At 68.3% G+C, this 20,853-nt stretch carries 17 protein-coding genes; 4 read left to right on the top strand and 13 right to left on the bottom strand.

All coding sequences use genetic code 11. The annotated features are described in order from the left end of the window. Positions 1-8: 8 nt before the first annotated feature. From prfA to BLS34_RS13740, 6 genes are all read right to left on the bottom strand, one after another. Positions 9-1,079, bottom strand: coding sequence for a peptide chain release factor 1 (gene prfA / locus BLS34_RS13765; RefSeq protein ID WP_028793515.1), 1,071 nt, complete (start codon positions 1,077-1,079; stop codon positions 9-11). Beyond that, positions 1,076-2,332, bottom strand: coding sequence for a glutamyl-tRNA reductase (hemA, locus tag BLS34_RS13760; RefSeq protein WP_093151119.1), 1,257 nt, complete (start codon positions 2,330-2,332; stop codon positions 1,076-1,078). Before hemA ends, prfA begins: the two co-directional genes overlap by 4 nt. A 138-nt stretch (positions 2,333-2,470) precedes the next feature. Continuing rightward, positions 2,471-3,601: a flavodoxin-dependent (E)-4-hydroxy-3-methylbut-2-enyl-diphosphate synthase gene (gene ispG, locus BLS34_RS13755; RefSeq protein WP_093151117.1), complete on the bottom strand. Its 1,131-nt coding sequence runs from the start codon at positions 3,599-3,601 to the stop codon at positions 2,471-2,473. A gap of 154 nt (positions 3,602-3,755) precedes the next feature. Next, complete coding sequence (locus tag BLS34_RS13750) at positions 3,756-5,090, bottom strand: helix-turn-helix domain-containing protein (protein ID WP_175474228.1); 1,335 nt, start codon at positions 5,088-5,090, stop codon at positions 3,756-3,758. Between the two features lie 375 nt (positions 5,091-5,465). Further along, positions 5,466-7,676 carry a phosphoenolpyruvate--protein phosphotransferase gene (ptsP, locus tag BLS34_RS13745; RefSeq protein WP_093151113.1) on the bottom strand — a complete coding sequence of 737 codons (2,211 nt, stop codon included), beginning with the start codon at positions 7,674-7,676 and terminating at the stop codon, positions 5,466-5,468. Positions 7,677-7,735: 59 nt separating this feature from the next. After that, positions 7,736-8,965, bottom strand: a complete 1,230-nt coding sequence (locus BLS34_RS13740) for an aspartate kinase (protein ID WP_028793510.1) — start codon at positions 8,963-8,965, stop codon at positions 7,736-7,738. A gap of 164 nt (positions 8,966-9,129) precedes the next feature. Between BLS34_RS13740 and ubiG the strand changes: the two genes are divergently transcribed. Then, entirely contained in the window at positions 9,130-9,933 is an 804-nt protein-coding gene (gene ubiG, locus BLS34_RS13735) for a bifunctional 2-polyprenyl-6-hydroxyphenol methylase/3-demethylubiquinol 3-O-methyltransferase UbiG (RefSeq protein ID WP_093151112.1), read from the top strand. Positions 9,934-9,942: 9 nt separating this feature from the next. Here the strand turns inward: ubiG and BLS34_RS13730 are convergent, their stop codons facing one another. From BLS34_RS13730 to BLS34_RS13700, 7 genes are all read right to left on the bottom strand, one after another. Then, complete coding sequence (locus BLS34_RS13730; RefSeq protein ID WP_093151109.1) at positions 9,943-11,178, bottom strand: phenylacetate--CoA ligase family protein; 1,236 nt, start codon at positions 11,176-11,178, stop codon at positions 9,943-9,945. A 43-nt stretch (positions 11,179-11,221) separates the two neighbouring features. Further along, positions 11,222-12,055, bottom strand: coding sequence for an ABC transporter ATP-binding protein (locus BLS34_RS13725; RefSeq protein WP_028793508.1), 834 nt, complete (start codon positions 12,053-12,055; stop codon positions 11,222-11,224). A 96-nt stretch (positions 12,056-12,151) separates the two neighbouring features. After that, the gene (locus BLS34_RS13720; protein ID WP_028793507.1) at positions 12,152-13,465 is read right to left on the bottom strand and encodes an ABC transporter substrate-binding protein; all 1,314 of its coding nucleotides are present in this window, start codon (positions 13,463-13,465) and stop codon (positions 12,152-12,154) included. A gap of 123 nt (positions 13,466-13,588) precedes the next feature. Beyond that, positions 13,589-14,665: a branched-chain amino acid ABC transporter permease gene (locus BLS34_RS13715; protein WP_028793506.1), complete on the bottom strand. Its 1,077-nt coding sequence runs from the start codon at positions 14,663-14,665 to the stop codon at positions 13,589-13,591. Positions 14,666-14,667: 2 nt separating this feature from the next. After that, the gene (locus tag BLS34_RS13710; RefSeq protein WP_028793505.1) at positions 14,668-15,567 is read right to left on the bottom strand and encodes a branched-chain amino acid ABC transporter permease; all 900 of its coding nucleotides are present in this window, start codon (positions 15,565-15,567) and stop codon (positions 14,668-14,670) included. A 14-nt stretch (positions 15,568-15,581) separates the two neighbouring features. Further along, positions 15,582-16,415 (bottom strand): ABC transporter ATP-binding protein, encoded by an 834-nt coding sequence (locus BLS34_RS13705; protein ID WP_051244139.1) that lies wholly within the window; start codon positions 16,413-16,415, stop codon positions 15,582-15,584. An 11-nt stretch (positions 16,416-16,426) separates the two neighbouring features. Beyond that, the gene (locus tag BLS34_RS13700) at positions 16,427-18,355 is read right to left on the bottom strand and encodes an AMP-binding protein (protein ID WP_093151107.1); all 1,929 of its coding nucleotides are present in this window, start codon (positions 18,353-18,355) and stop codon (positions 16,427-16,429) included. A 305-nt stretch (positions 18,356-18,660) separates the two neighbouring features. Here BLS34_RS13700 and BLS34_RS13695 point away from each other — a divergent pair, with 305 nt between their 5' ends. The 3 genes from BLS34_RS13695 (at position 18,661) to BLS34_RS13685 (ending at position 20,849) form a co-directional block, all read left to right on the top strand. Further along, positions 18,661-19,413 (top strand): alpha/beta fold hydrolase, encoded by a 753-nt coding sequence (locus tag BLS34_RS13695; RefSeq protein ID WP_215906109.1) that lies wholly within the window; start codon positions 18,661-18,663, stop codon positions 19,411-19,413. Between the two features lie 82 nt (positions 19,414-19,495). After that, on the top strand, positions 19,496-20,023 hold the full coding sequence (locus tag BLS34_RS13690; RefSeq protein WP_093151102.1) for an RNA polymerase sigma factor: 528 nt from the start codon (positions 19,496-19,498) through the stop codon (positions 20,021-20,023). Next, on the top strand, positions 20,013-20,849 hold the full coding sequence (locus tag BLS34_RS13685; RefSeq protein ID WP_093151100.1) for an anti-sigma factor family protein: 837 nt from the start codon (positions 20,013-20,015) through the stop codon (positions 20,847-20,849). The genes BLS34_RS13690 and BLS34_RS13685 overlap by 11 nt, the downstream gene beginning before the upstream one ends. Positions 20,850-20,853: the final 4 nt, after the last annotated feature.

The following is a 20,853-nucleotide window of genomic DNA, read 5'->3' as shown; positions in this document are numbered from 1 at the left end:
CCCGCCCGTCAGGTCAGCGTCGCCAGACGCTCGGCCTCGTCCTCGGCGATCAGCGCGTCCAGCACCTCGTCCAGGGCCTCGCCGGTGATCACCCGGTCCAGCTTGTAGAGGGTCAGGTTGATGCGGTGGTCGGTGACCCGGCCCTGGGGGAAGTTGTAGGTGCGGATGCGCTCCGAGCGGTCGCCGGAGCCGACCTGGCTCTTGCGGTCGGCAGCGCGGGCATCGTCGGCGGCCTGGCGCTGCAGGTCGTACAGCCGGGCGCGCAGGATGCGCATGGCCTTGGCCCGGTTCTTGTGCTGCGACTTCTCGTCCTGCTGGGTGACGACCACGCCGGTGGGGATGTGGGTGATGCGCACGGCGCTGTCGGTGGTGTTGACGTGCTGACCGCCGGCGCCGCTGGAGCGGTAGACGTCGACCCGCAGGTCCTTGTCCTCGATATGGATGTCCACCTCCTCGGCCTCCGGCAGCACGGCCACCGTGGCGGCGGAGGTGTGGATACGGCCCTGGCTCTCGGTCACCGGCACCCGCTGCACCCGGTGCACGCCGCTCTCGAACTTCAGCCGGGCATAGACCCCGCGTCCGGTGATGGAGGCGACCGCCTCCTTGTAGCCGCCGACTTCGTTCTCGGAGACCTCCATGACCTCGACCCGCCAGCCGTGGTTCTGGGCATAGCGCTGGTACATGGCGAACAGGTCGGCGGCGAAGAGCGCCGCCTCGTCGCCGCCGGTCCCGGCGCGGACTTCCAGGATGACGTTTTTCTCGTCCGCCTCGTCCTTCGGCAGCAGCAGGACCTGCACCTCGCGCTCCAGATCCGGCAGGCGGGATTCGATCTCGTAGATTTCGGCTTCGGCCAGCTCCTTCATCTCGGCATCGCCGCCATCGGCCAGGGCCCGGGCCTCGGCCAGCTCGGCCCGGGTACGCTTCAGCGCCTCGACCTTCGCCACCACCGGCGCCAGTTCCGACAGCTCGCGCGACATCTTCTGGAACGCGCTGGAGTCCAGCTTCTCCGGGCTGGACATCAGCGATTCCAGCTCCTTCGCGCGATCGACCACCCGGTCGAGGGTCGCCTCAAGGCTCACGTCTCGTCTCCTCCCTGCGGGTCCGGCATGTCGAACAGCCGGAACACCATGTCTTTCGTCTGCCGGTCGAGCCGGCCCTGTTCCGCCAGGTCGCGCAGCATCACCGACGGCGCGTGCGCCAGCCGGGCGGCGATGCGCCGGGCGAGATCCTCGTCCGCGCCCGTGACCTCGGCCACCATCGCCTCCACATGGGCGCGCAGGGCGGCGATATCCGGGGCGGCATCCCGGCCCGACCTGTCGCGGGTGAAGGCGGCGACGGCCTCCTCCACCATCATCTCCGCCCGGGCGGCCTCGCCGGCGCGGTCGGCCAGCCCGGCACGGGTGATCGCCTCCAGGTCTCCGACATCATAGACGTAGGCCTCGTCCAGCCGGTGGACCGCAGGCTCTACATCGCCGGGCACCGACAGGTCGAGCAGGAAGAACGGACGGCGGCGCCGGCGGCGCAACGCGGCCTCGATCATCTCGGCAGTGATCAGGTACTGCCCCTCGCCCAGGGTGGTGACCACCACATCGGCCCGGTCCAGGGCGGCGCCGAGCTGATCGAGCCCGCCGTGATGCGCCTCGAGGTCGCGCGCCGCCAGGGCCGCGCGCCGGGGGAAGCGGTCGAGCACCTCCATCCCCTCCATGCCGGCCGACGCCATGTGCTCAGCGATCAGCAGGCCGAGCTCCCCGGTGCCCGCCAGCAGGCCGCTGCGCCCGTCGAGATCGCCAAACAGGTCGCGCACCCGGGCGACGGCGGCGGCGGCCAGGGAGACCGGCCCCTCGCCGATTCTGGTCTCGCTGCGCACCCGCTTGGCCACCGCGTAGGCGGCGCGCATGGTGTCCTCCACCACCGGACCGGTGCCGCCGAGATCGCGGCACAGCCGGTGGGCGGCGCGGACCTGGCCCAGAACCTGGGGCTCGCCGACCACCTGGCTGTCCAGCGAGCAGGCGACGCGGAACACATGGCGCACCGCCTCGTCGCTGTCATGGGCATAGAGCAGCGGGCGCAGCACGGCGCCGTCGAGACCCACCGGGCGGCCGAGTTCGGCGGCAACGGTGTCGGGGGAGATCCGCGGGTCCTGGAAGCGCCCGATCACCTCCACCCGGTTGCAGGTGGACAGCACCAGCGCCTCCCGGGCGCCATGGGCCTTCAGCGCGTCGAGCATGGCCGGCATCTCGGCATCGTCGACGAACAGCTTCTCGCGCACCCCGTCGGGGCAGGTACGATGATCGACGCCGATCACCTGGAGCGGCGGAGGGGCGGCGGGCATGGCGCGGCCCTAAAGCGCGGGGGTCCGCGTCCCGTCGGTCCGGTCGAGTCCGCGCTCCAGAAATCGTCGTGCCAAATTCCGGCTCCCACCGCGACCGGGCGTGCCGCCCGGCTTCCGGTCCAGTCTTCTCGGGCGAGTCTACTCTGCCGCGACGCCCGCGTCCGCAGCCGCCTGTTCGGCTTCGATCTCCGCCGCCTTCTTCTCGATCAGCTCGACCATGTGGTCGACCACGTCCTTGCTCTTCAGGCGGTGGTCCGGCTGGCCGGCGATATAGACCATGTGGGTCCCGTTGCCGCCGCCGGTGATGCCGATATCGGTCTCGCGCGCCTCGCCGGGGCCGTTCACCACGCAGCCGATCACCGAGACGGTCATCGGCGTGGTGATGTGGGCCAGCCGCTCCTCCAGCACGCGCACGTTCTCGATGACGTCGAACTGCTGGCGGGCGCAGGACGGGCAGGAGATCACGTTGACTCCGCGGTGGCGAAGGTTCAGCGACTTCAGGATATCGAAGCCGACCTTCACCTCTTCCTCCGGCGCCGCCGACAGGGAGACGCGGATGGTGTCGCCGATGCCGCTCCACAGCAGCATGCCGAGCCCGATGGAGGACTTCACCGTGCCGACGCGCTGGGCCCCGGCCTCGGTCACGCCGAGATGCAGCGGGTAGTCGCAGGCATCCGCCAGGCCCTGATAGGCGGCAGTGGCGAGGAACACGTCGGAGGCCTTCACGCTGATCTTGAAGTCGTGGAAGTCGTTGTCCTCGAGAATTTTGGCGTGGTCGAGTGCGCTCTCGACCATCGCCTCGGGGCAGGGCTCGCCGTATTTCTCCAGCAGGTGCTTTTCCAGGCTGCCGGCGTTGACGCCGATCCGCATGGAGCAGCCATGGTCCTTGGCCGCCTGCACCACCTCGCGCACCCGCGCCGCCGAACCGATATTGCCCGGGTTGATGCGCAGGCAGGCGGCACCGTTCTCGGCCGCCTCGATGGCCCGTTTATAGTGGAAGTGGATGTCGGCGACGATCGGAACGGACACCTGGGCGGTGATCTGCTTCAGCGCCCGGGCGGAGTCCTCGTCCGGGCAGCTTACCCGCACGATGTCGGCGCCGGCGGCCTCGCAACGCTGGATCTGCGCCACGGTCGCCTCGACGTCGGCCGTCAGGGTATTGGTCATGGTCTGGACGGTGATCGGCGCCCCGTCGCCCACCGGCACGGATCCCACATTGACGCGGCGGGATGGACGCCGGTGGATGTCGCGGTACGGTCGGACACTCATGGTGGCCTCGGCTGTCGGTGCAGTGGGGGGTTCTGCTTCGCGCCCCCTTATAGACGATGACCGGCCGCCACGAAAGCCGGGCCCGACTCCGGGCGGTCGCGACCGGCTGCCGATCCCGGCCGCTACCCGCTCTGCGGCCCCCTGCGGATCGGGGCTAGTTGCGTCCGGCGATCGCCGTGCCGGCGGCAAGCCGCGAGGGGTCGAGGGCAATGTTACGCACCACTTCGCCGAAGGTGCCCAGGCTCGGGGCCGGCGCGCCGTCGACCACGATCTCCAGCGCACCGGCATTGCCGGTCGCCAGGGTCAGACCGGGACGGTCCGGCACCCGATAGACGTCGCCGTTGCGCAGAACGCGGGTGAACAGGGTGGTGCCGTCGCCGGCGCGGACCTGCACCCAGCTCTCGCCGGTGGCGCGAACCACGACCCGTTCGATCGCAGCCGGGGTTCGCTCGGCGGCACCCGCACCGGGAACCGCCGCTTCGGAGGCGCCGATCAGTCCGCTCAAGCGCGGCGCGCTGGGCACCGGGTTGGACGGCTGGCCTGCGGTGCCGGTAGTGTCGGCGGTCGCCAGGGGCTGACTCGCCGCCAGGGCCTGGGTCGGCTCCGGCGCGGCGGAGGCTAGGGCGGTCGCACTCGGCTCCGGATCGGCCGCCTGGGTGTCCTCCGCCGTGGCGGCGGGTGTGTCGGCAGGAGCGGCAGTGGTTTCCGGCGCCTGAGCGGCGGTCACCGTGACCGGGGCGACGGGCGCCGGGGTCGCCGCCGGCGCGTCGGTCGTCGGCCGGGTGATCGCGGAAGCCGGTGCCGTCGCCGACTGAGCGGTCTCGGCGGCCGGCGCGGTGGGCGTGATCGGCGCGAGTCCCGTGGCCGGCGCTTCGCCACTGCTCGACCGGGCCGTGACCGGAACGCTGGTCGGGTTGGCGGCGGTATAGGTATCGGCAGGCGCCGCCGAGGACGTCCCCGGAGAGTCGGTCGCAGCCGAAGAAGTCGCCGTCGGCGTGGCGGGCGGCGGTGCCGGCATCGTCGTCTGCGCGTTCTGCCCCTCGATCAGGGCGGCGAGCCGCTCGGGCACGTCCGGAACCATGTCGTAGACCGACATGCCGCGTTCGGACAGCCAGTACCAGCCGCCATAGGCGAGGCCGGCGAGCAGGACGGAGGCGAACATCAGGCCGACGCCGGGGACGCGCCCTTCCGGTGCCGGCGACGGGAACACGAGCTGGGTGCGCTGGTCGAGGCCGGCGGCCTCGTGCTTGAAGCGGGTGACCGCGCGCTCGACATCGAGGCCGAGGAAGGCGGCGTAGGTGCGCACATAGCCGATGGCGTAGGTCGTGCCGGGCAACACGTCCGGCCGGCCCTCTTCCAGGGCGGCGAGGAATTCCTTGCGGATGCGGAGTTGGGCGGCGACATCGTCGATCCCCAGACCGGCGGACTCGCGCGCCTGCATCAGTTCCTGCCCGATGGTCGGGTCCGATCCGGAGTCTCGATAAGGCATCGCGTCTCCCTCCTGGGCGGACGACCCTTCCGCAGGCCGGCCAAACCCGATGCCGGACACCGGACGGGCACTCCCACTGCCCGTGCCCCGGGATCCGGCTTCGTTCGCGGCCTCCCGGGTTCGGGCCCGGCCGGCTTGCGTCAGCGACTCGATCTCGGTCAGCCGCAACTTTGTCCGTGCCGTCTTAAGCGTCATGGTCGCCTCGGCCAAGTAGCGGTATGGCACTTTCCGGCTCGCGTCTCCGCCCCCGCGCGAACCGCTCTCATCACCGGGCGACGATACTTCAATGTTTTATGTAATTCAATTACCTATTCAGGAGAGCCGCCTTGACGTCTTAGAAAGGCGACGGAAAACCTCGGCCGGAACCCGCGGGTTTCAGCGATGGTCCGACAGGTAACTCTTCAAGTGATTTCGTAGGGAACCTGTCTTTTTTTTCATCGAATACAAAATAAAGTCTGATAACTGATTGATATTCGAAGAAAGTATGGCCTCCTTTACCGGACCGATCGAGACGGCGGACATCGACAGTGTGCGGTAACCGAGTGCCGACAGGGCGAGCGCCTCGAGCGGCCGGCCCGCCATCTCGCCACAGACGGACACGTCGATGCCGGCCCGCTTTCCGGCCTCCACGATACGTCGCATGGCATCGAGAAATAACACCGAAAGCGGGTCATACCGATTCGCCGTCCGCTCCCCGCTTCGGTCGGCGGCGAACAGGAACTGCAGCAGGTCGTTGCTGCCCACGGACAGGAAATCAGCCTCGCGCGCCAGCTCGTCGATCGCCAGCAGGGCGGACGGCACCTCCACCATCGCGCCGACGGAAATCGTGCTGGGCATGGCCTCGGGCCGGGCGGCGGCGCGGGCGATCTCCAGGTCGACGATGGCGCGGGCGGCGCGGAACTCGTCGACGGTGGCGACCATCGGCACCATGATCCGCACCGGCCGCTCGCCGGCCGCCTGGATCATCGCCCGGACCTGCTGGCGCAGGATCGCCGGCTGGTCGAGCCCGATGCGCAACGCCCGCCATCCGAGTGCGGGGTTCTCCTCCACCTCATGGACGAAGGAATGCAGCCGCTTGTCGCCGCCGGCATCCAGGGTGCGGAAGGTCACCGCGCGCCCGCCGGCGCTGTCGAGAATGCGGCCGTACAGCTCGGTCTGGGCGTCCACGTCGGGATATTCCCGGCGCACCAGGAACGGGATCTCGGTGCGGTACAGGCCGATGCCCTCGGCGCCGACCGCCTCGAGCTGGGAGACGTCCACAAGCAGGCCGGCATTCATCTGCAGCGACAGCCGAACCCCGTCGCGGCTGACCGCCGGGGTGTCGCGCAATGCGGCGTAGCGGGCGCGGGTGGCCTCGCGGACCGACAGGCTCTCGCGGAACTGGGCGCGGGCGTCGTCGCCCGGCCGTACCAGCACCTGGCCGTGGTCGCCATCGACGATCAGCGGGTCGCCCGGATCGACCTCCTCGATCAGATGGGCCAGCCGCCCGACAACCGGAATGTCGAGGGCGCGGGCCACGATGCCGACATGGGCGGTGGCGGAGGCCTCTTCCAGCACCAGCCCCTTGAGCTGGGCGCCGGCATAGTCCAGCAGCTCGGCCGGCCCCATGGAGCGGGCAACCAGGATGAACGGCTCGTCCGGCGTCGCCGGTTCCTCGGCGGCCTCCCCGGCGGCCAGGCGGCGCAGCAGGCGCAGGGCCACGTCCTCGAAATCGGCCAGCCGCTCGCGCAGGTACTCGTCCTTCACCGCCGCCATGCGCGACCGGGTGTCGTCGCGCACCTTCTGCACGGCGGCCGCCGCGGTCAGGCCGCTGTCGATGGCGTCGCGGATGCGGCCGATCCAGCCGGTGTCCCGTGCGATCAGCCGGTAGGTCTCCAGCACGTCGCGATGCTCGCCGGCCGCCGACAAGGCCTCCGACTCCATCACCCGGTCCAGGGACTCGTGCATGTCGGCCAGCGCCGCCCGCAGCAACTCGTGCTCGACGGCCGAGTCCTCGGCCACGACGCCGCCGATCACCACCCGCGGCTGATGCAGCCGCGCCCTGCCGATCGCCACCCCGTCATGGATACGGATGCCGTGGATCACCAGCGGCCCGCGGTCGCGGCTCGGATCGCCGCCCGGCAGGCTCATGGTCGTCAGCACCTCGGCCAGGACCATGGCCAGGGTCTCCAGCGACTCCACCTCCTCCTCGTCGAGCTCGCGCATCGACACGTGCTGCACGACCAGCACGCCGAGCACCCGGTCGGAGCGGCGGATCGGCACGCCGGCGAAGGACTGGAACGCCTCCTCCCCAGTCTCCGGGCGGTAGGCGAATTTCGGATGCTTCTGCGCCTCGGCCAGGGTCAGCGGCAGGCGGGTCTCGGCGATATGGCCGACCAGGCCTTCACCCGGCTGGAAGAACAGCCGGTGGACCGCCTGCGGATTCAGACCCTGGGTGGCGCAGAGCTCCAGCACCCGGCCCGGGCGCTGGACATAGATCGAGCAGACCTCCGCGCCCAGCTCGTGGGCGATCACCTGGACGGTGCTGTCGAGACGCTGCTGCGGCGTGCCGACCCCCGCCATGACGTCGCGCAGACGGCGCAACATCTCACGGGGACCACCCCCCGGTCCGGTTTCACGGGCTCCGGTGGGTGCGTTCATGACACTTAGCCGTCACCGTCGGCGTCGAGGCCGTAGGCGGTGTGCAGGGCGCGCACGGCGAGCTCCGTGTAGTCGGCGGAGATCAGCACGCTGACCTTGATCTCGGAGGTGGAGATCACCTGGATGTTGATGCCCTTGGCGGCGAGCGTCTGGAACATGGTCTTGGCCACGCCCGGCTGGCTGCGCATGCCGACGCCGACGACCGAGATCTTGCACACACCCGGATCGGAGACGATGTCGGAATAGCCGAGTTCGCCCTTCAGACCCTCGAGCACCTGGTGGGCGCGGTCGAGATCGGTGGACCCGACCGTGAAGGTCAGGTCGGTGGACTTACCGTCCTGGCTGACGTTCTGGACGATCATGTCGACATTGACCGCGCTGTCGGCCAGCGACCCGAAGATGGCACCCGCCACACCCGGCCGGTCCGGCACGCCGACCAGCGTGACCTTCGCTTCATCGGGGCTGTAGGCGATACCGGTGACGACTTGCTGCTCCACGATTTCTCCCTCGTCGACGACCATCGTGCCGGGCTTGTCCTCGAAGCTGGAGAGGACCTGCACGCGCACGCCGTGCTGCATGGCCATGGCGACCGACCGGGTCTGAAGCACCTTGGCCCCCTGGGAGGCCAGCTCCAGCATCTCCTCGTAGGTGATGCGGTCGATCTTGCGCGCCTTGGCGGTGATACGCGGATCGGTCGTGTAGACCCCGTCCACGTCCGTATATATGTCGCACCTGTCGGCGTCCAAGGCGGCAGCCAGCGCCACCGCCGAGGTGTCCGATCCGCCTCGCCCGAGCGTGGTGATGCGGTTGTCCGGGCCGATGCCCTGGAAGCCGGCGACGACGGCCACCTGGCCCTGAGTAAAGCGCTCGCGCATGAGGGTGGTGTCGATCTCGCCGATGCGGGCCTTGCCGTGGATGCCGTCGGTGCGGAACGGGATCTGCCAGCCGAGCCAGGAGCGGGCGTTCACGCCGAGATCCTGCAGCGCCAGCGCCAGCAGGCCGACCGTCACCTGCTCGCCCGACGCGACGACGACGTCATATTCGCGGGCGTCGTGCAGGCGCGCGATCTCGTTGGTCCAGGCGACGAGCTGGTTGGTCGTGCCCGACATGGCCGAGACCACCACCGCGACCTCGTTGCCGGCATCGACCTCGGTTTTGACGCGGCGCGCCACGTTCTTGATCCGGTCCGTCGTGCCGACGGACGTGCCGCCGAACTTCATCACGATGCGCGCCATCGTCTGTCCGCTCCGAGTCGTCTGGATGCCCTGTCTCTTCAGGGTGCCCTGCCCGATGCGCCTTTCGGTCGCAAAGCCTTGCCGGACAAGGGCGGCGCTATCCATAGTATGGGGTCTCCCAAGGAGCAAGCGGCAGGACCGCTTAATGATGTGAGGATTCTATCATGCTGAGGTCTCTGTTGCGCCGGACGGCGGATGCACGGGCCGAACGGGCGGCACGCGCCGGTCGACCGGCCCCGGCACAGGGCACTGTCGACCGGGCGGATATCGACCGTTTCGCGCAGCTCGCCGAGCGCTGGTGGGACCCGGACGGACCGCACGGGCCGCTGCACCGCTTCGTGCCGGTGCGCATGCAGGTGATCCGCGACGCCCTGGCGCCGCTGGCCAAGGGGACCACGGGGCGGCAGGTGCTGGCCGGGCTGACGGTGCTGGATATCGGCTGCGGCGGCGGGCTGCTGTCGGAGCCGATGAGGCGACTCGGCGCCACGGTGACCGGCGTGGATGCCGACGCCGCCGGCATCGCCGCCGCCATCGCCCATGCCGGCGAGATGGGGCTGGAGATCGACTACCGCGCCGGCGCGGCGGAGGATCTGGCCGCCGCCGGGCTGCGCTTCGACGCGGTGGTGGCGAGCGAGGTGGTCGAGCATGTGGCCGACAAGCCGGCCTTCGTGGCGGCGCTGTCGGCGCTGCTGAAGCCGGGCGGGGTGCTGGTGCTGACGACGATCAACCGCACCGCCAAGTCCCGCGCCCAGGCGATCGTGGCGGCGGAATACATCCTGCGCTGGGTCCCGCGCGGCACCCACGACTGGACCCAGTTCCCCACGCCGGCGGAGCTGACCGCCTTGCTGCAGGACGCCGGTTTCGAGGTGGATCCGGCCCTGGGCCTAGTGTTCGACCCGATCGACGGGACCTTCGCCCTGTCGGCGGATCCGCGGGTGAACTACGCGCTGGTGGCGCGGAAGGTTTAGGCGCCCGCCCTACTCGTAACTCCGCTGGTCGTCGATCACCTTGCCATCGTTCGGCAGGCTGCCCGGCGCCACCAATGTCACGCCGCCGCGCATCTTGGTGACCGCCTGCAGGCTCTCGGCGATCCTCACGCGCAGGGCCTCGCCGCCGCCGGAGACCTCGACCGACAGGGCCATGGCGTCCACACCCTTCTCCCCCGTCACCGTCAGCCGGGCGCGGGCGATCTCCTTGTGCCGGGCGGCGATGGCAGCGACCTGGGAGGGATGTACGAACATGCCCTTCACCTTGGTGGTCTGATCGGCGCGGCCCATCCAGCCCTTGATCCGCAGGTTGGTGCGCCCGCACGGGCTCTCGCCCGCCAGCACCGCCGACAGGTCGCCGGTTGCGAACCGCACCAGCGGATAGTCCGGGTTCAGCACGGTCACCACCACCTCGCCGACCTCGCCGTCGGGGACCGGGTCGCCGGTGCCGGGGCGCACGATCTCGATGATCGCACCCTCGTCGGCGATCATCCCCTGGCGCGCCGGGCTCTCATAGGCGATCAGGCCGAGATCGGCGGTGGCATAGGCCTGGGCGCAGCTCACCCCGAGCGCCTCGATCTCGGCGCGCAGGCTCGGCGGCAGCGCCCCGCCGGAGACCAGCGCCTTGGTCAGGGACGAGACATCCGTGCCCGCCTCGGCCCCCTTCTCCAGCAGGGTCTTCAGGAAGGCCGGTGTGCCGACATATGCCACAGGCTTCAGGGCGGCGATGGCGTCGAGCTGCTGTTCGGTATTGCCGACCCCGGCCGGGATCACCGGACAGCCCAGCGCCTCGGCCGCCGACTGGCCGATCCAGCCGCCCGGGGTCAGGTGATAGGCGAAGGTGTTGATCACCAGGTCGCCGCGCCGGAACCCGGCGCCGAACAGGGCGCGGGCGAAGCGGTAGTAGTCGGCCGAATGCCCCTCCGGCTCGAAGATCGGCCCCGGCGAGATCAGCACCCGCGCCAGGTCCGACAGCGGGGTCGCGTTCAGCCCGCCGAAGGGCGGCATCTTCTGCTGCAGCTCGATCAGATCGGATTTGCGCAGGACCGGCAGCCGGGCCAGGTCCGTCCGGCTGCGCACCGTATTGGCGTCCACGTCGGCCAGGGCACGGGCGAAATAGGCGGTGTTGGTCTTGGCATGGGCGATCTGCGCCGGCAGGCATTGCGCCAGCGACGCCGCCCGTTCGTCGGCGCTGCGGGTCTCCAGCGCGTCGTAATGGTCGGCCATGTGTCCTCCGACGGATTGAGTATGGCGACGGGCGAAACCCGGATCAGCCGATCCAGCGCTTGCGGCGGCGGTAATGCTTCACGTCGCGGAAGCTCTTGCGGCCCTCGCCACCGAGGCCGAGATAGAACTCCTTGACGTCCTCATTGTTACGAAGCTGCTCGGCCTCGCCCTCCATGACCACCCGGCCGCTCTCCAGGATGTAGCCGAACTTGGCGTAGCGCAGGGCGATGTTGGTGTTCTGTTCGGCCAACAGGATGGTCACCCCCTCCTGCTCGTTGATCTGCTTGACGATCTCGAAGATCTGCTCGACCAGCTGCGGGGCGAGGCCCATGGACGGCTCGTCCAGCAGGATCATCTTCGGCCGGCTCATCAGCGCCCGGCCGATGGCGACCATCTGCTGCTCGCCGCCGGAGGTGTAGCCGGCCTGGCTGGTGCGCCGCTCGCGCAGGCGCGGGAAGTAGTTGTAGACCATCTCCAGGTCGCGCTGGATGCCCTGGCGGTCGCCGCCGCGGGTGAAGGCCCCGGTCAGCAGGTTCTCCTCCACCGTCAGGTGCTCGAAGCAGTGCCGGCCCTCCATCACCTGGATGCAGCCGCGCTTGACCAGCGCGTTCGGGCTGGAGGATTCCACCGACACCCCGTCGAATTCGATGCTGCCCTTGGTGACCTCGCCGCGCTCGGTGCCGAGCAGGTTGGAGATCGCCTTCAGGGTGGTGGTCTTGCCGGCCCCGTTGGCGCCGAGGATGGCGACGATGCCGCCCTTGGGCACCTCCAGCGAGATGCCGCGCAGCACCAGGATCACGTGGTCGTAGATGACCTCGATGTTGTTGACCTTGAGCAGCGGCTGGGCCGCGCCGGGGGCCTCGGAAACTACGCTCATGGCTTCTCGTCCTGGGTTCGGGCCGGCTCGGAGTCGGGCTTGGGAGAGGCGCCGGGCGGTGCCGGCGCCTCTCGGTTCGTGTGCGTCGTCAGCCGCTTACGAGCAGCTGCGCGGGGTGATGCTGCTCTCCTTGGCGTACTGCTCGGCGTCCTGCTCGATCAGCGGACGGGTCAGGGCGGTGTCGGCCTTGATCCAGTCGGTCTTGATCTCCCATTCCTTGCCGTTCCACTGCTGGATCTTGATCGCCGGATTCTGACCCTCGTGGTTGTCGCAGGTGATGCTCACCGGCGGCATCAGGCCGGTCATGCCGAGCTCCTCGATCCGCGCGTCGGTGACGTCCAGGTTCTCCATGCCCCAGCGCATCTCCTCGCCGGTGATCACCCGGTTGCCGTACTCCGCCTGGGCCGTGCGGATCGCCTCGACCACATAGGCCGCCGCCGCCATGCCGCGGGAATACAGCACGCCGCCGATCTCCTCGCGGTTCCAGGACCCCTTGCCCGCGTCGTAGAGGGCGTTGATGTCCTCGTAGACCTTGAAGTCGGTGCCGACGCCGTTGAACGTGGCGCCCTTGTAGCCGATCGCGCCGTCACCGGCCGGGATGACGTCCGGCTCGGCCGCCGCCCACCAGTTGCCGATGAACTTCTCCATCGGATACTTCACGTTCGAGGCCTCGTTGATGGCGGTCGAGTTCATCGCCCCCCAGCCCCACATGATCATGTAGGCCGGACGGGCGCGGCGGACCTGCAGCCAGATCGACTTCTGCTCGGTCATCGCCGCCGGCGGGACCGGGTACTTGTCGTAGGTGAAGCCGTACTTCTCGGCCAGGATATCCAGGGTCGGGATCGGCTCCTTGCCATAGGGATGGTCGAGATAGATGAAGCCGAGATTCTGGCCCTTCAGCTTGTCGTATCCGCCCTCCTGCTCGGCGATGTACTTGATCACCGCCGTCATCTGGTTCCAGTAGGTCGAGGGGAAGTTGAAGACGTAGGGGAAGACCCGGCCGTCGGCCGCCGAGGTGCGGCCATAGCCCATGGACAGCAGCGGGATCTTGTCCGCCGTCGCCTTTTCGATCAGGGCGTAGGTGATGCCGGTCGACCACGGGTTGATGACCGTGGCGCCGCCGTGTTGGTTCTTCACGCGGTCGTAGCACTCCACGCCGCGGTCGGTCTTGTAGCCGGTCTCGCACTCCTCGTAGATGATCTCGACACCGTTGATGCCGCCATCGCGGTGGTTGACCATCGCCAGGTAGTCGGCGAAGCCGTGAGCCGTCGGGGTGCCGCTCGGCGCGTAGGGGCCGGTCTTGTAGACCAGGTTCGGGATGAACTGGCCTTCGGCCTGCGCGGCGCCGGTCAGCCCGAAGAGGCCGACCGCGGCGGCTGCCATGGTCATGGTAACGGAACGGAAGTTCATCTTCCTATGTCCTCCCTGTTTGCAAAGCGGTGCTTTGCTTCTGTTGGCGGCGGCCGGAGCGGTGTCTCCCGCCCTTTGCCGTCGCCGAAACGACACGCCCGCGCGTTTTCCCTACCAGTTGGCCTAGTACGGGAACGGCCACAGGCGCAGTTTCTCCTTCGTGATCGCCCAGAGCCGGGCCAGGCCGTGGGGCTCGACGATCAGAAAGAAGACGATGAGCGCACCGAACACCATGAACTCCAGGTGGCTGATGAGTTCGGTGGGCACTTCCAGACCGACCCACCCAGGCGCGCTGTTCAGAAAGATCGGCAGTAGGAAAATGAAGAAGGCGCCCAGGAAGCATCCCAGGATGCTGCCGAGCCCGCCGATGATCACCATGAACAGCACGGAGAACGACCGGAAGATGTCGAACGCGGTCGCCTCGACGGTGTTGATGTAGCAGAACGACCAGAGCACGCCGGCGACGCCGCAGTAGAACGAGCTGACGGCGAAGGCCGAGAGCTTGGTCGGCAGCGGCTTGATGCCGATCAGCTCGGCGGCGATGTCCATGTCGCGGATCGCCATCCAGGTCCGCCCGATCCGCCCGCGCACCAGGTTGGCGGCGATCAGCGCCAGCACCACGGTGAAGGCGAGGATGAACAGGTAGCGTGCCTCGACCGTGGCCTCGGCCCCGGTGACCAGATAGCCGAACATCTCGCGCGGCGGCGCCGTCGGCACTCCGGCGATCGAGTAGTTCACGAACCACGGCACCTTCTGGAACAGCCAGAGCAGGAAGAACTGCGCCGCCAGCGTGGTGACCGCCAGGTAGAAGCCCTTGATGCGCAGGCTCGGCAGGCCGAAGGCGACGCCGATCAGTGCCGCGGACAGGCCGCCGAGGATGACCACCGCCCAGATCGGCATCCACGGGAAGGCGGTCGCGATCTTGTAGCCGAGGAAGGCGCCGGCGGCCATGAAGGCCCCGGTGCCGAGGCTGAGCTGGCCGCAATAGCCGAGCAGGATGTTCAGTCCGATCGTGGCGATCGCCATGATCAGGGTCGGAATCAGGATCGAGCCGAGCCAGTACTCGTTGCCGATGACCGGGATCACCAGGGCGGCGAACAGCACCACGGAGATCACGAAGATGCGGTCCAGCGGGATGCGGAACAGGGCCTGGTCGGCCGCGTAGCTCGTCTTGTAGATGCCGGCTTCGCGATAGAACATCCTCAGACCCTCTCGATGATCTTGTCGCCGAACAGGCCCTGGGGCCGGTACAGCAGGAACAGCATTGCCACCACGTAGGCGAACCATTCCTCGATTCCGCCGCCGATATACGGGCCGAGATAGATCTCGGCGACCTTCTCCCCGACGCCGATGATCAGCCCGCCGACGATGGCGCCCGGCACCGAGGTGAAGCCGCCGAGGATCAGCACCGGCAGCGCCTTGAGCGCCAGGATCGACAGCGAGAACTGCACGCCGAGGCGCGAGCCCCAGATGATGCCGGCGACCAGCGCCACCAGCCCGGCGACCGCCCAGACGATGATCCAGATCTGGTTCAGCGGGATGCCCACCGACAGCGCCGCCTGGTGGTCGTCGGCCACCGCGCGCAGCGCCCGGCCGATCCGGGTATAGGTGAAGAACAGGGCCAGCACCGCGACCAGGCCGCCGGCGATCACGGCGGCGGCGACGTCGAACTGCTGCACCATCATCACGCCGTCGGGACCGACGAACCACGCGCCGTCGGGGATACCGATATCCAGCGGATGCACGTCGGCGCCCCATAACAGCTCGCCGAAGCCTTCCAGGAAGAAGGCGATGCCGATCGTCGCCATGAACAGGATGATCGGCTCCTGGTTGACCAGATGGCGCAGGACGAAGCGTTCCACCGCGAAGGCCCAGGCCACCATGATCGCGGCGGCGATCACCAGGGCCAGAATCAGGGGCACGCCCATCTCCAGGAAGCCGACGAAGCACAGGGCCGCGAACAGCACCATGAATCCCTGGGCGAAGTTGAACACCCCCGACGCCTTGAAGATCAGCACGAAGCCGAGGGCGATGAGCGAATACATCGTGCCGGCGAACATCCCGTTCAGCACGACCTCGATGAAGAACCAGAACTCCAGCATGCCGTCTCCGCCCGTCAGTCTTCGTGGGGAACGCCGAGATAGGCGTCGATCACGTTCTGGTTTCTGCGCACCTCGTCCGGGGTGCCGTCGGCGATCTTGCGGCCGTAGTCGAGAACGACGACCCGGTCGGAGATGTCCATGACCACACCCATGTCGTGCTCGATCAGCACGATCGTGGTGCCGAACTCCTCGTTCACATCGAGGATGAAACGGGACATGTCCTGCTTCTCCTCCACGTTCATGCCGGCCATCGGCTCGTCGAGCAGCAGAATGCTCGGCTGCATCGCGAGCGCGCGGCCGAGTTCCACCCGCTTCTGCAGGCCGTAGGGCAGTCGGCCGACCGGCGTCCGGCGGATCGACTGGATCTCCAGGAAGTCGATGACGGTCTCGACGAAAGCGCGGTGTTCGATCTCTTCGCGCTGTGCCGGGCCCCAGCGCAGCGCCTGCCAGAAGAACCCGCGGTTCATCTTCAGCACCCGGCCGGTCATCAGGTTGTCGAGGGTCGACATGCCGCGGAACAGGGCGATGTTCTGAAAGGTGCGGGCGATGCCGTTGGATGCGGCGAAATGCGGATCCATGGCGGACATGGTCTTGCCGGCGAAGGTGATCGTGCCCTTCTGCGGCTTGTAGAAGCCGTTGATGCAGTTGAGCATCGACGACTTGCCGGCGCCGTTCGGCCCGATGATCGCGCGGATCTCGCCCTTGCGGACCTCGAAGCTCACATCGTTGATGGCCTTCACGCCGCCGAAGCCCAGCTCGATATTCTCCAGCTTCAGGACGACCTCACCCACCTCCCGGTCCGGCAGCTCCGCCTCGTCGGAGACCGTCTCCGGTTCGAACCCTTGCACTGCAGCCACGGTCAGCCCGCCTTTCTGAGGTCGCCGGACGGCGCATCGCCGCCGACTTCCATGATCGTCATGTCCGCCTGGACCCGCGTGCGCCGGCCGTCCTCGAACATCACCTCGGTATCGAGACGCGCGGTACCCGCGTCGCCGTACAGCGCGTCGATGAGCTGGCCGTAACGCTCGGAGACCACGCCGCGGCGCACCTTGCGGGTGCGGGTCAGCTCGCCGTCATCGGCGTCCAGCTCCTTGTAGAGCAGCAGGAAGCGGCGGATCCGCTGATGCTCCGGCAGACCGGCATTGACTTGCTCCACCTCGCCGCGGATCAGCTCATAGATCCGCTCGTCGGCAGACAGGCCGGTATAGGAGGTGAAGCCGACCCGGTTCTTCTCCGCCCATTTGGACACGGTGGAGAACCGCACGCAGATGATCGCGGTCAGGTACGGATGGCCGGATCCCAGGATCACCGCCTCGCCCACATAGGGCGAGAATTTCAGCTTGTTCTCGATGTATTGCGGCGAGAATTTCACTCCGGTGGAGGTCTCGGCCATGTCCTTCACCCGGTCGATCACCGTCAGACGGCCCTTGGCGTCGAAGTAGCCAGCGTCGCCGGTATGCATCCAGCCGTCGCGGAGGTCCGAGGCCGTCGCCTCCGGGTTGTTGTAGTAGCCGGTGAACATGTTGGGATGGCGGGTGACAATCTCGCCCACGCCCTCGGGATCCGGGTTCTCGATCTTCACCTCGCAGCCCTCGAACGGGATGCCGACCGTGTCGACGTCGAGCTCCTTGCCGTCCTGCAGGGTATAGGCGCCCAGGGTCTCGGTCTGGCCGTAGAGCTGCTTCAGCGGAACCCCCATGGCCAGGAACAGCTTGAAGGTGTCCGGCCCCATCGCGGCACCGCCGGTTGCCGCCGACGTGACGTTGCCGAAGCCGAGCCGGTCGCGCAGGGCGCCCATCACCATCATGTTGGCCAGGGTCGAATGCCGGCCGTGCTCGACCGCGTCGACCGCGATCTTCAGCCCCTTGTCGAACAGCCACTGGTTCAGGGACGAGGCATCCATCATCCGGGCGCGCATGTCGGCGGCGATCTGTTCCAGCACCCGCGGGGCCAGCAGCAGGAAGGTCGGACCGATCTCCCGCAGGTCGGCGAAGCTGGTCTCCTCGCTCTCCGGAAAGTTCACCTTCATGCGCGAGACCAGCCCGAAGCCGAAGACATAGACCTGCTCCATGATCCAGGGCAGCGGCAGCACCGAGACATACTCGTCGTGCGGGCCCTTCGGATCGGCGGCCAGGTAGGTGTGGATGTGCCGCACGAACCGGCCGTGGGGCAGCATCGCCAGCTTCGGATTGGAGGTGGTGCCCGAGGTCGTGCACAGGATCGCCACATCCTCGGCCTTGGTGGCGGTGACCATCTGGTCGAAGGCGCCCGGCGCCTTGCGGTCGGCCTCGATCCCGGCGGCGATCAGCGTCTCGAGATAGACCAGCCGCGGGTCGGAGCGTTTGCGCATGCCGCGGTCGTCGGCATAGACGATGTGCTTCAGCGTCGGCAGCCGGTCGCCTAGGGCCAGGAACTTGTCCACCTGCTCCTGGTTCTCGGCGTAGACCAGGGCGGCCTCGGCGTATTCGGCCAGGTAGCCGACCTCCTCCTCGAGCGCGTCGCGGTAGATGCCCATGGTCATGGCACCGGCCGTATGCGCCGCGATCTCGAACGCCGTCCAGTCGCTGTCGTTGTCGCCGATCATCGCGACCACGTCGCCGCGCGTCACCCCGAGATCGCGGATCGCCAGAGCGATGTGCTTCACCTTGGCGCCATACTCGGCCCAGGTGCACTCATGCCAAATGCCCAGATCCTTCTCGCGCACCGCGATGTCGGAGCCGTGGTGATCGACGTTGTACCGCAGCAGCTTCGGAAGCGTGTCGTAGACCGCCGGATCGGGATAAGACATCAGCCCTTCGTCCTCCACGTCGCACGCAGGGACTAACGGCCTGTCACTCCGCACGCACGACTCCCTGTTCGGCAGTCGCAAGCGGACGCGTTCCCGGATCCATCCCTGACCTTGCCCCGCCCTTTTGTCCTCCGCTTTGCGCGGATGGCCGGATCGGTGGCTTTATTTTTTCGACCCGCCGAAGCAGGGTCGTGATTTGGATACGCGAATTCCTGTTTCCCCGCAAGACACAAGCCATTGCCAAATCCGCACTAGACAACCCTTGCTGCGCTGCAACAACGACGGCATCTCCAGGAATGGTAAGCATGAGCGAACGACCTCTCGCCCGCATCGACGGCCCCGCACCGGAGATCGTGTTTCTGCACGAAGGACTGGGTGCCGCGACCATGTGGCGGGGGTTTCCCGACGCCCTGTGCGCGGCCCTCGGCCAGGGCGGAATCCTGCCCGACCGGCGGGGCCACGGCACCGCCCCACCCTTCGACGATCCGGTGCGCGGCGGGCACCGGCTCGACTATCACGAGCGCGAGGCCGAGGCGCTGATCGCCCTGCTGGAACGGGAGCGAATCGTCCGTCCGATTCTGTTCGGCCATTCCGATGGCGGGACCATTGCCCTGCTCGCCGCGGCCCTGGCCCCGGACCGGATCGCCGGCTGCGTCACCGAGGCGGCCCATGTCTTCGTGGAGGAGGTCACGCTCGCCGGCATTCGAGACGCGGTCACCGCCTACGAGGCGCCGGACAGCCGACTGAAGGCGGCCCTGCTGCGCCACCACGGAGCCGAGCGCGCGGACAAAGTGTTCTACCGCTGGGCCGACGCCTGGCTGTCGCCGCCCTTCGCCGCGTGGAACATGGAGCACCGTTTGCCGGAGGTCCGGTGCCCGGTGCTGGCGATCCAGGGACTGGACGACGAGTACGGCACCCCGGCCCAGGTCCGGGCCATCGTCGACCAGGTCGCCGGCCGCTCCGAGCCCCTGCTGATCGAGAACAGCGGTCACGCCCCGCATCTCGACAGCCAGGACGCGGTCATCGATGCCGTGCGAACGTTCGCCGCAGCGCTCTGAGCAGAAATTTATTTCGATGGTGCCGGGATAAACACGGAACGCGGCGGCGTATACCCTTCGTTACCTTCTGGAGAAGGCCGCGATGGTCACCAGTTCCGAGATCCTCGATCACGTCCATCAGCTTCGGCGATACGCGCGGCTGCTCTGCGGCAGCCCGGTCGGCGCCGACGACCTGGTCCAGGCGACCCTGGAGAAGGCCGTACGCAATGCCGGCCGGTTCGTCGACGGGCGGAACCTGCGGGTCTGGCTGTTCTCCATCATGCACAACACCTTCCGCTCGACGATCCGCGAGAGCCGGTCGCGGCGCGACCGCGAAACCTCCTGGTTCGCGCACGCGGCCAGCACCGTCGCCGGAGGCCAGGAGGCGAGCGTGGAGCTGAGCCGCGTGCTCGGCGCGATCGCCCAGCTTCCGCCGCAGCAGCGCGAGGTGCTGCTGCTGGTCTCGGTGGAAGGCTTCGGCACCGACGAGATCGCGCTGGCCATGGACATTCCGGTCGGCACCGTCCGCTCGCGCCTGGCGCGCGGCCGCGAGGCGCTGCGCCGGCTGCTCGAAGACGACGACTCATCTGTCACCCCCTTCACCGTGGTTGGAGGACGCGATGTCCACTAGGAACGGCAACGGTACGAACGGCTCCGGCAGCATCGAAGACTGGGAAGTCGGCGCCTATGTCGATGACGAGCTGTCCCCGCAGCGGCGCCGCGAGATCGCCGCGGCTGCCGGGGCTTCGCCGGAACTGGCCGCCAGGATCGAGGTCTATACCCGACACAAGTCCCTGCTCGCGGGCCTGGCAAGCAGGCCGGTCGACGATGAGATCCCCGAGCAGATGCGCGCCGCCGCGACCCGGCTCAGCCGGGCCACCACGGTCCATGGCTGGATGCGGCGGGGCCGTCAGGTCATGGTCGCCCAGGCCCGGATCGCCGCCGTGCTGGTGATCGGCGCGGTGGTCGGCTGGACGGCGCAGGAGATCCTCGCCCCCCGTCCCGGCAACGCCACCGACGGGCCGCTGGCCTTCATCGACGAGGCGACCGAGGCGCACCGGACCCTCGCCCTGGCGCCGATGTTCGCCACCGATGTGGGCTCGGTCGATTTCGCCAAGCTGTCGGAGATGTTCTCCGAGGGGATCGACCCGGCGGGTCTGAGGGCCAACGGACTGATCCTGTCCAAGGTCGACATGGCCTCGACCGATCAGGGCCCGGCCGTCCAGTTCCTGTTCTTCGACCGCGAGGCCCGCCCGGTTTCGCTGCTCCTGTCGGTCAACAGCGCCAGCCTGCATTCGGTCGGCGTGCCGGACGGGGAGATGGTCGTCACCAGCTACAACGACTTCGCCGTCGCCTTCGGGCGACGCGACTCCATCGCCTTCGTCGTCACCGCCGCTCTGCCCGAGCGGCGGGTCGGCGAGATCGCCCGCCAGCTCGTCGCCTCCGCCGGATTCTGAGACC

Origin of the sequence: Thalassobaculum litoreum DSM 18839 (genome assembly GCF_900102465.1) — a bacterium.
In the GTDB taxonomy this organism is placed as follows: domain Bacteria; phylum Pseudomonadota; class Alphaproteobacteria; order Thalassobaculales; family Thalassobaculaceae; genus Thalassobaculum; species Thalassobaculum litoreum.
This window is presented reverse-complemented; position numbering and strand designations above follow the sequence as displayed.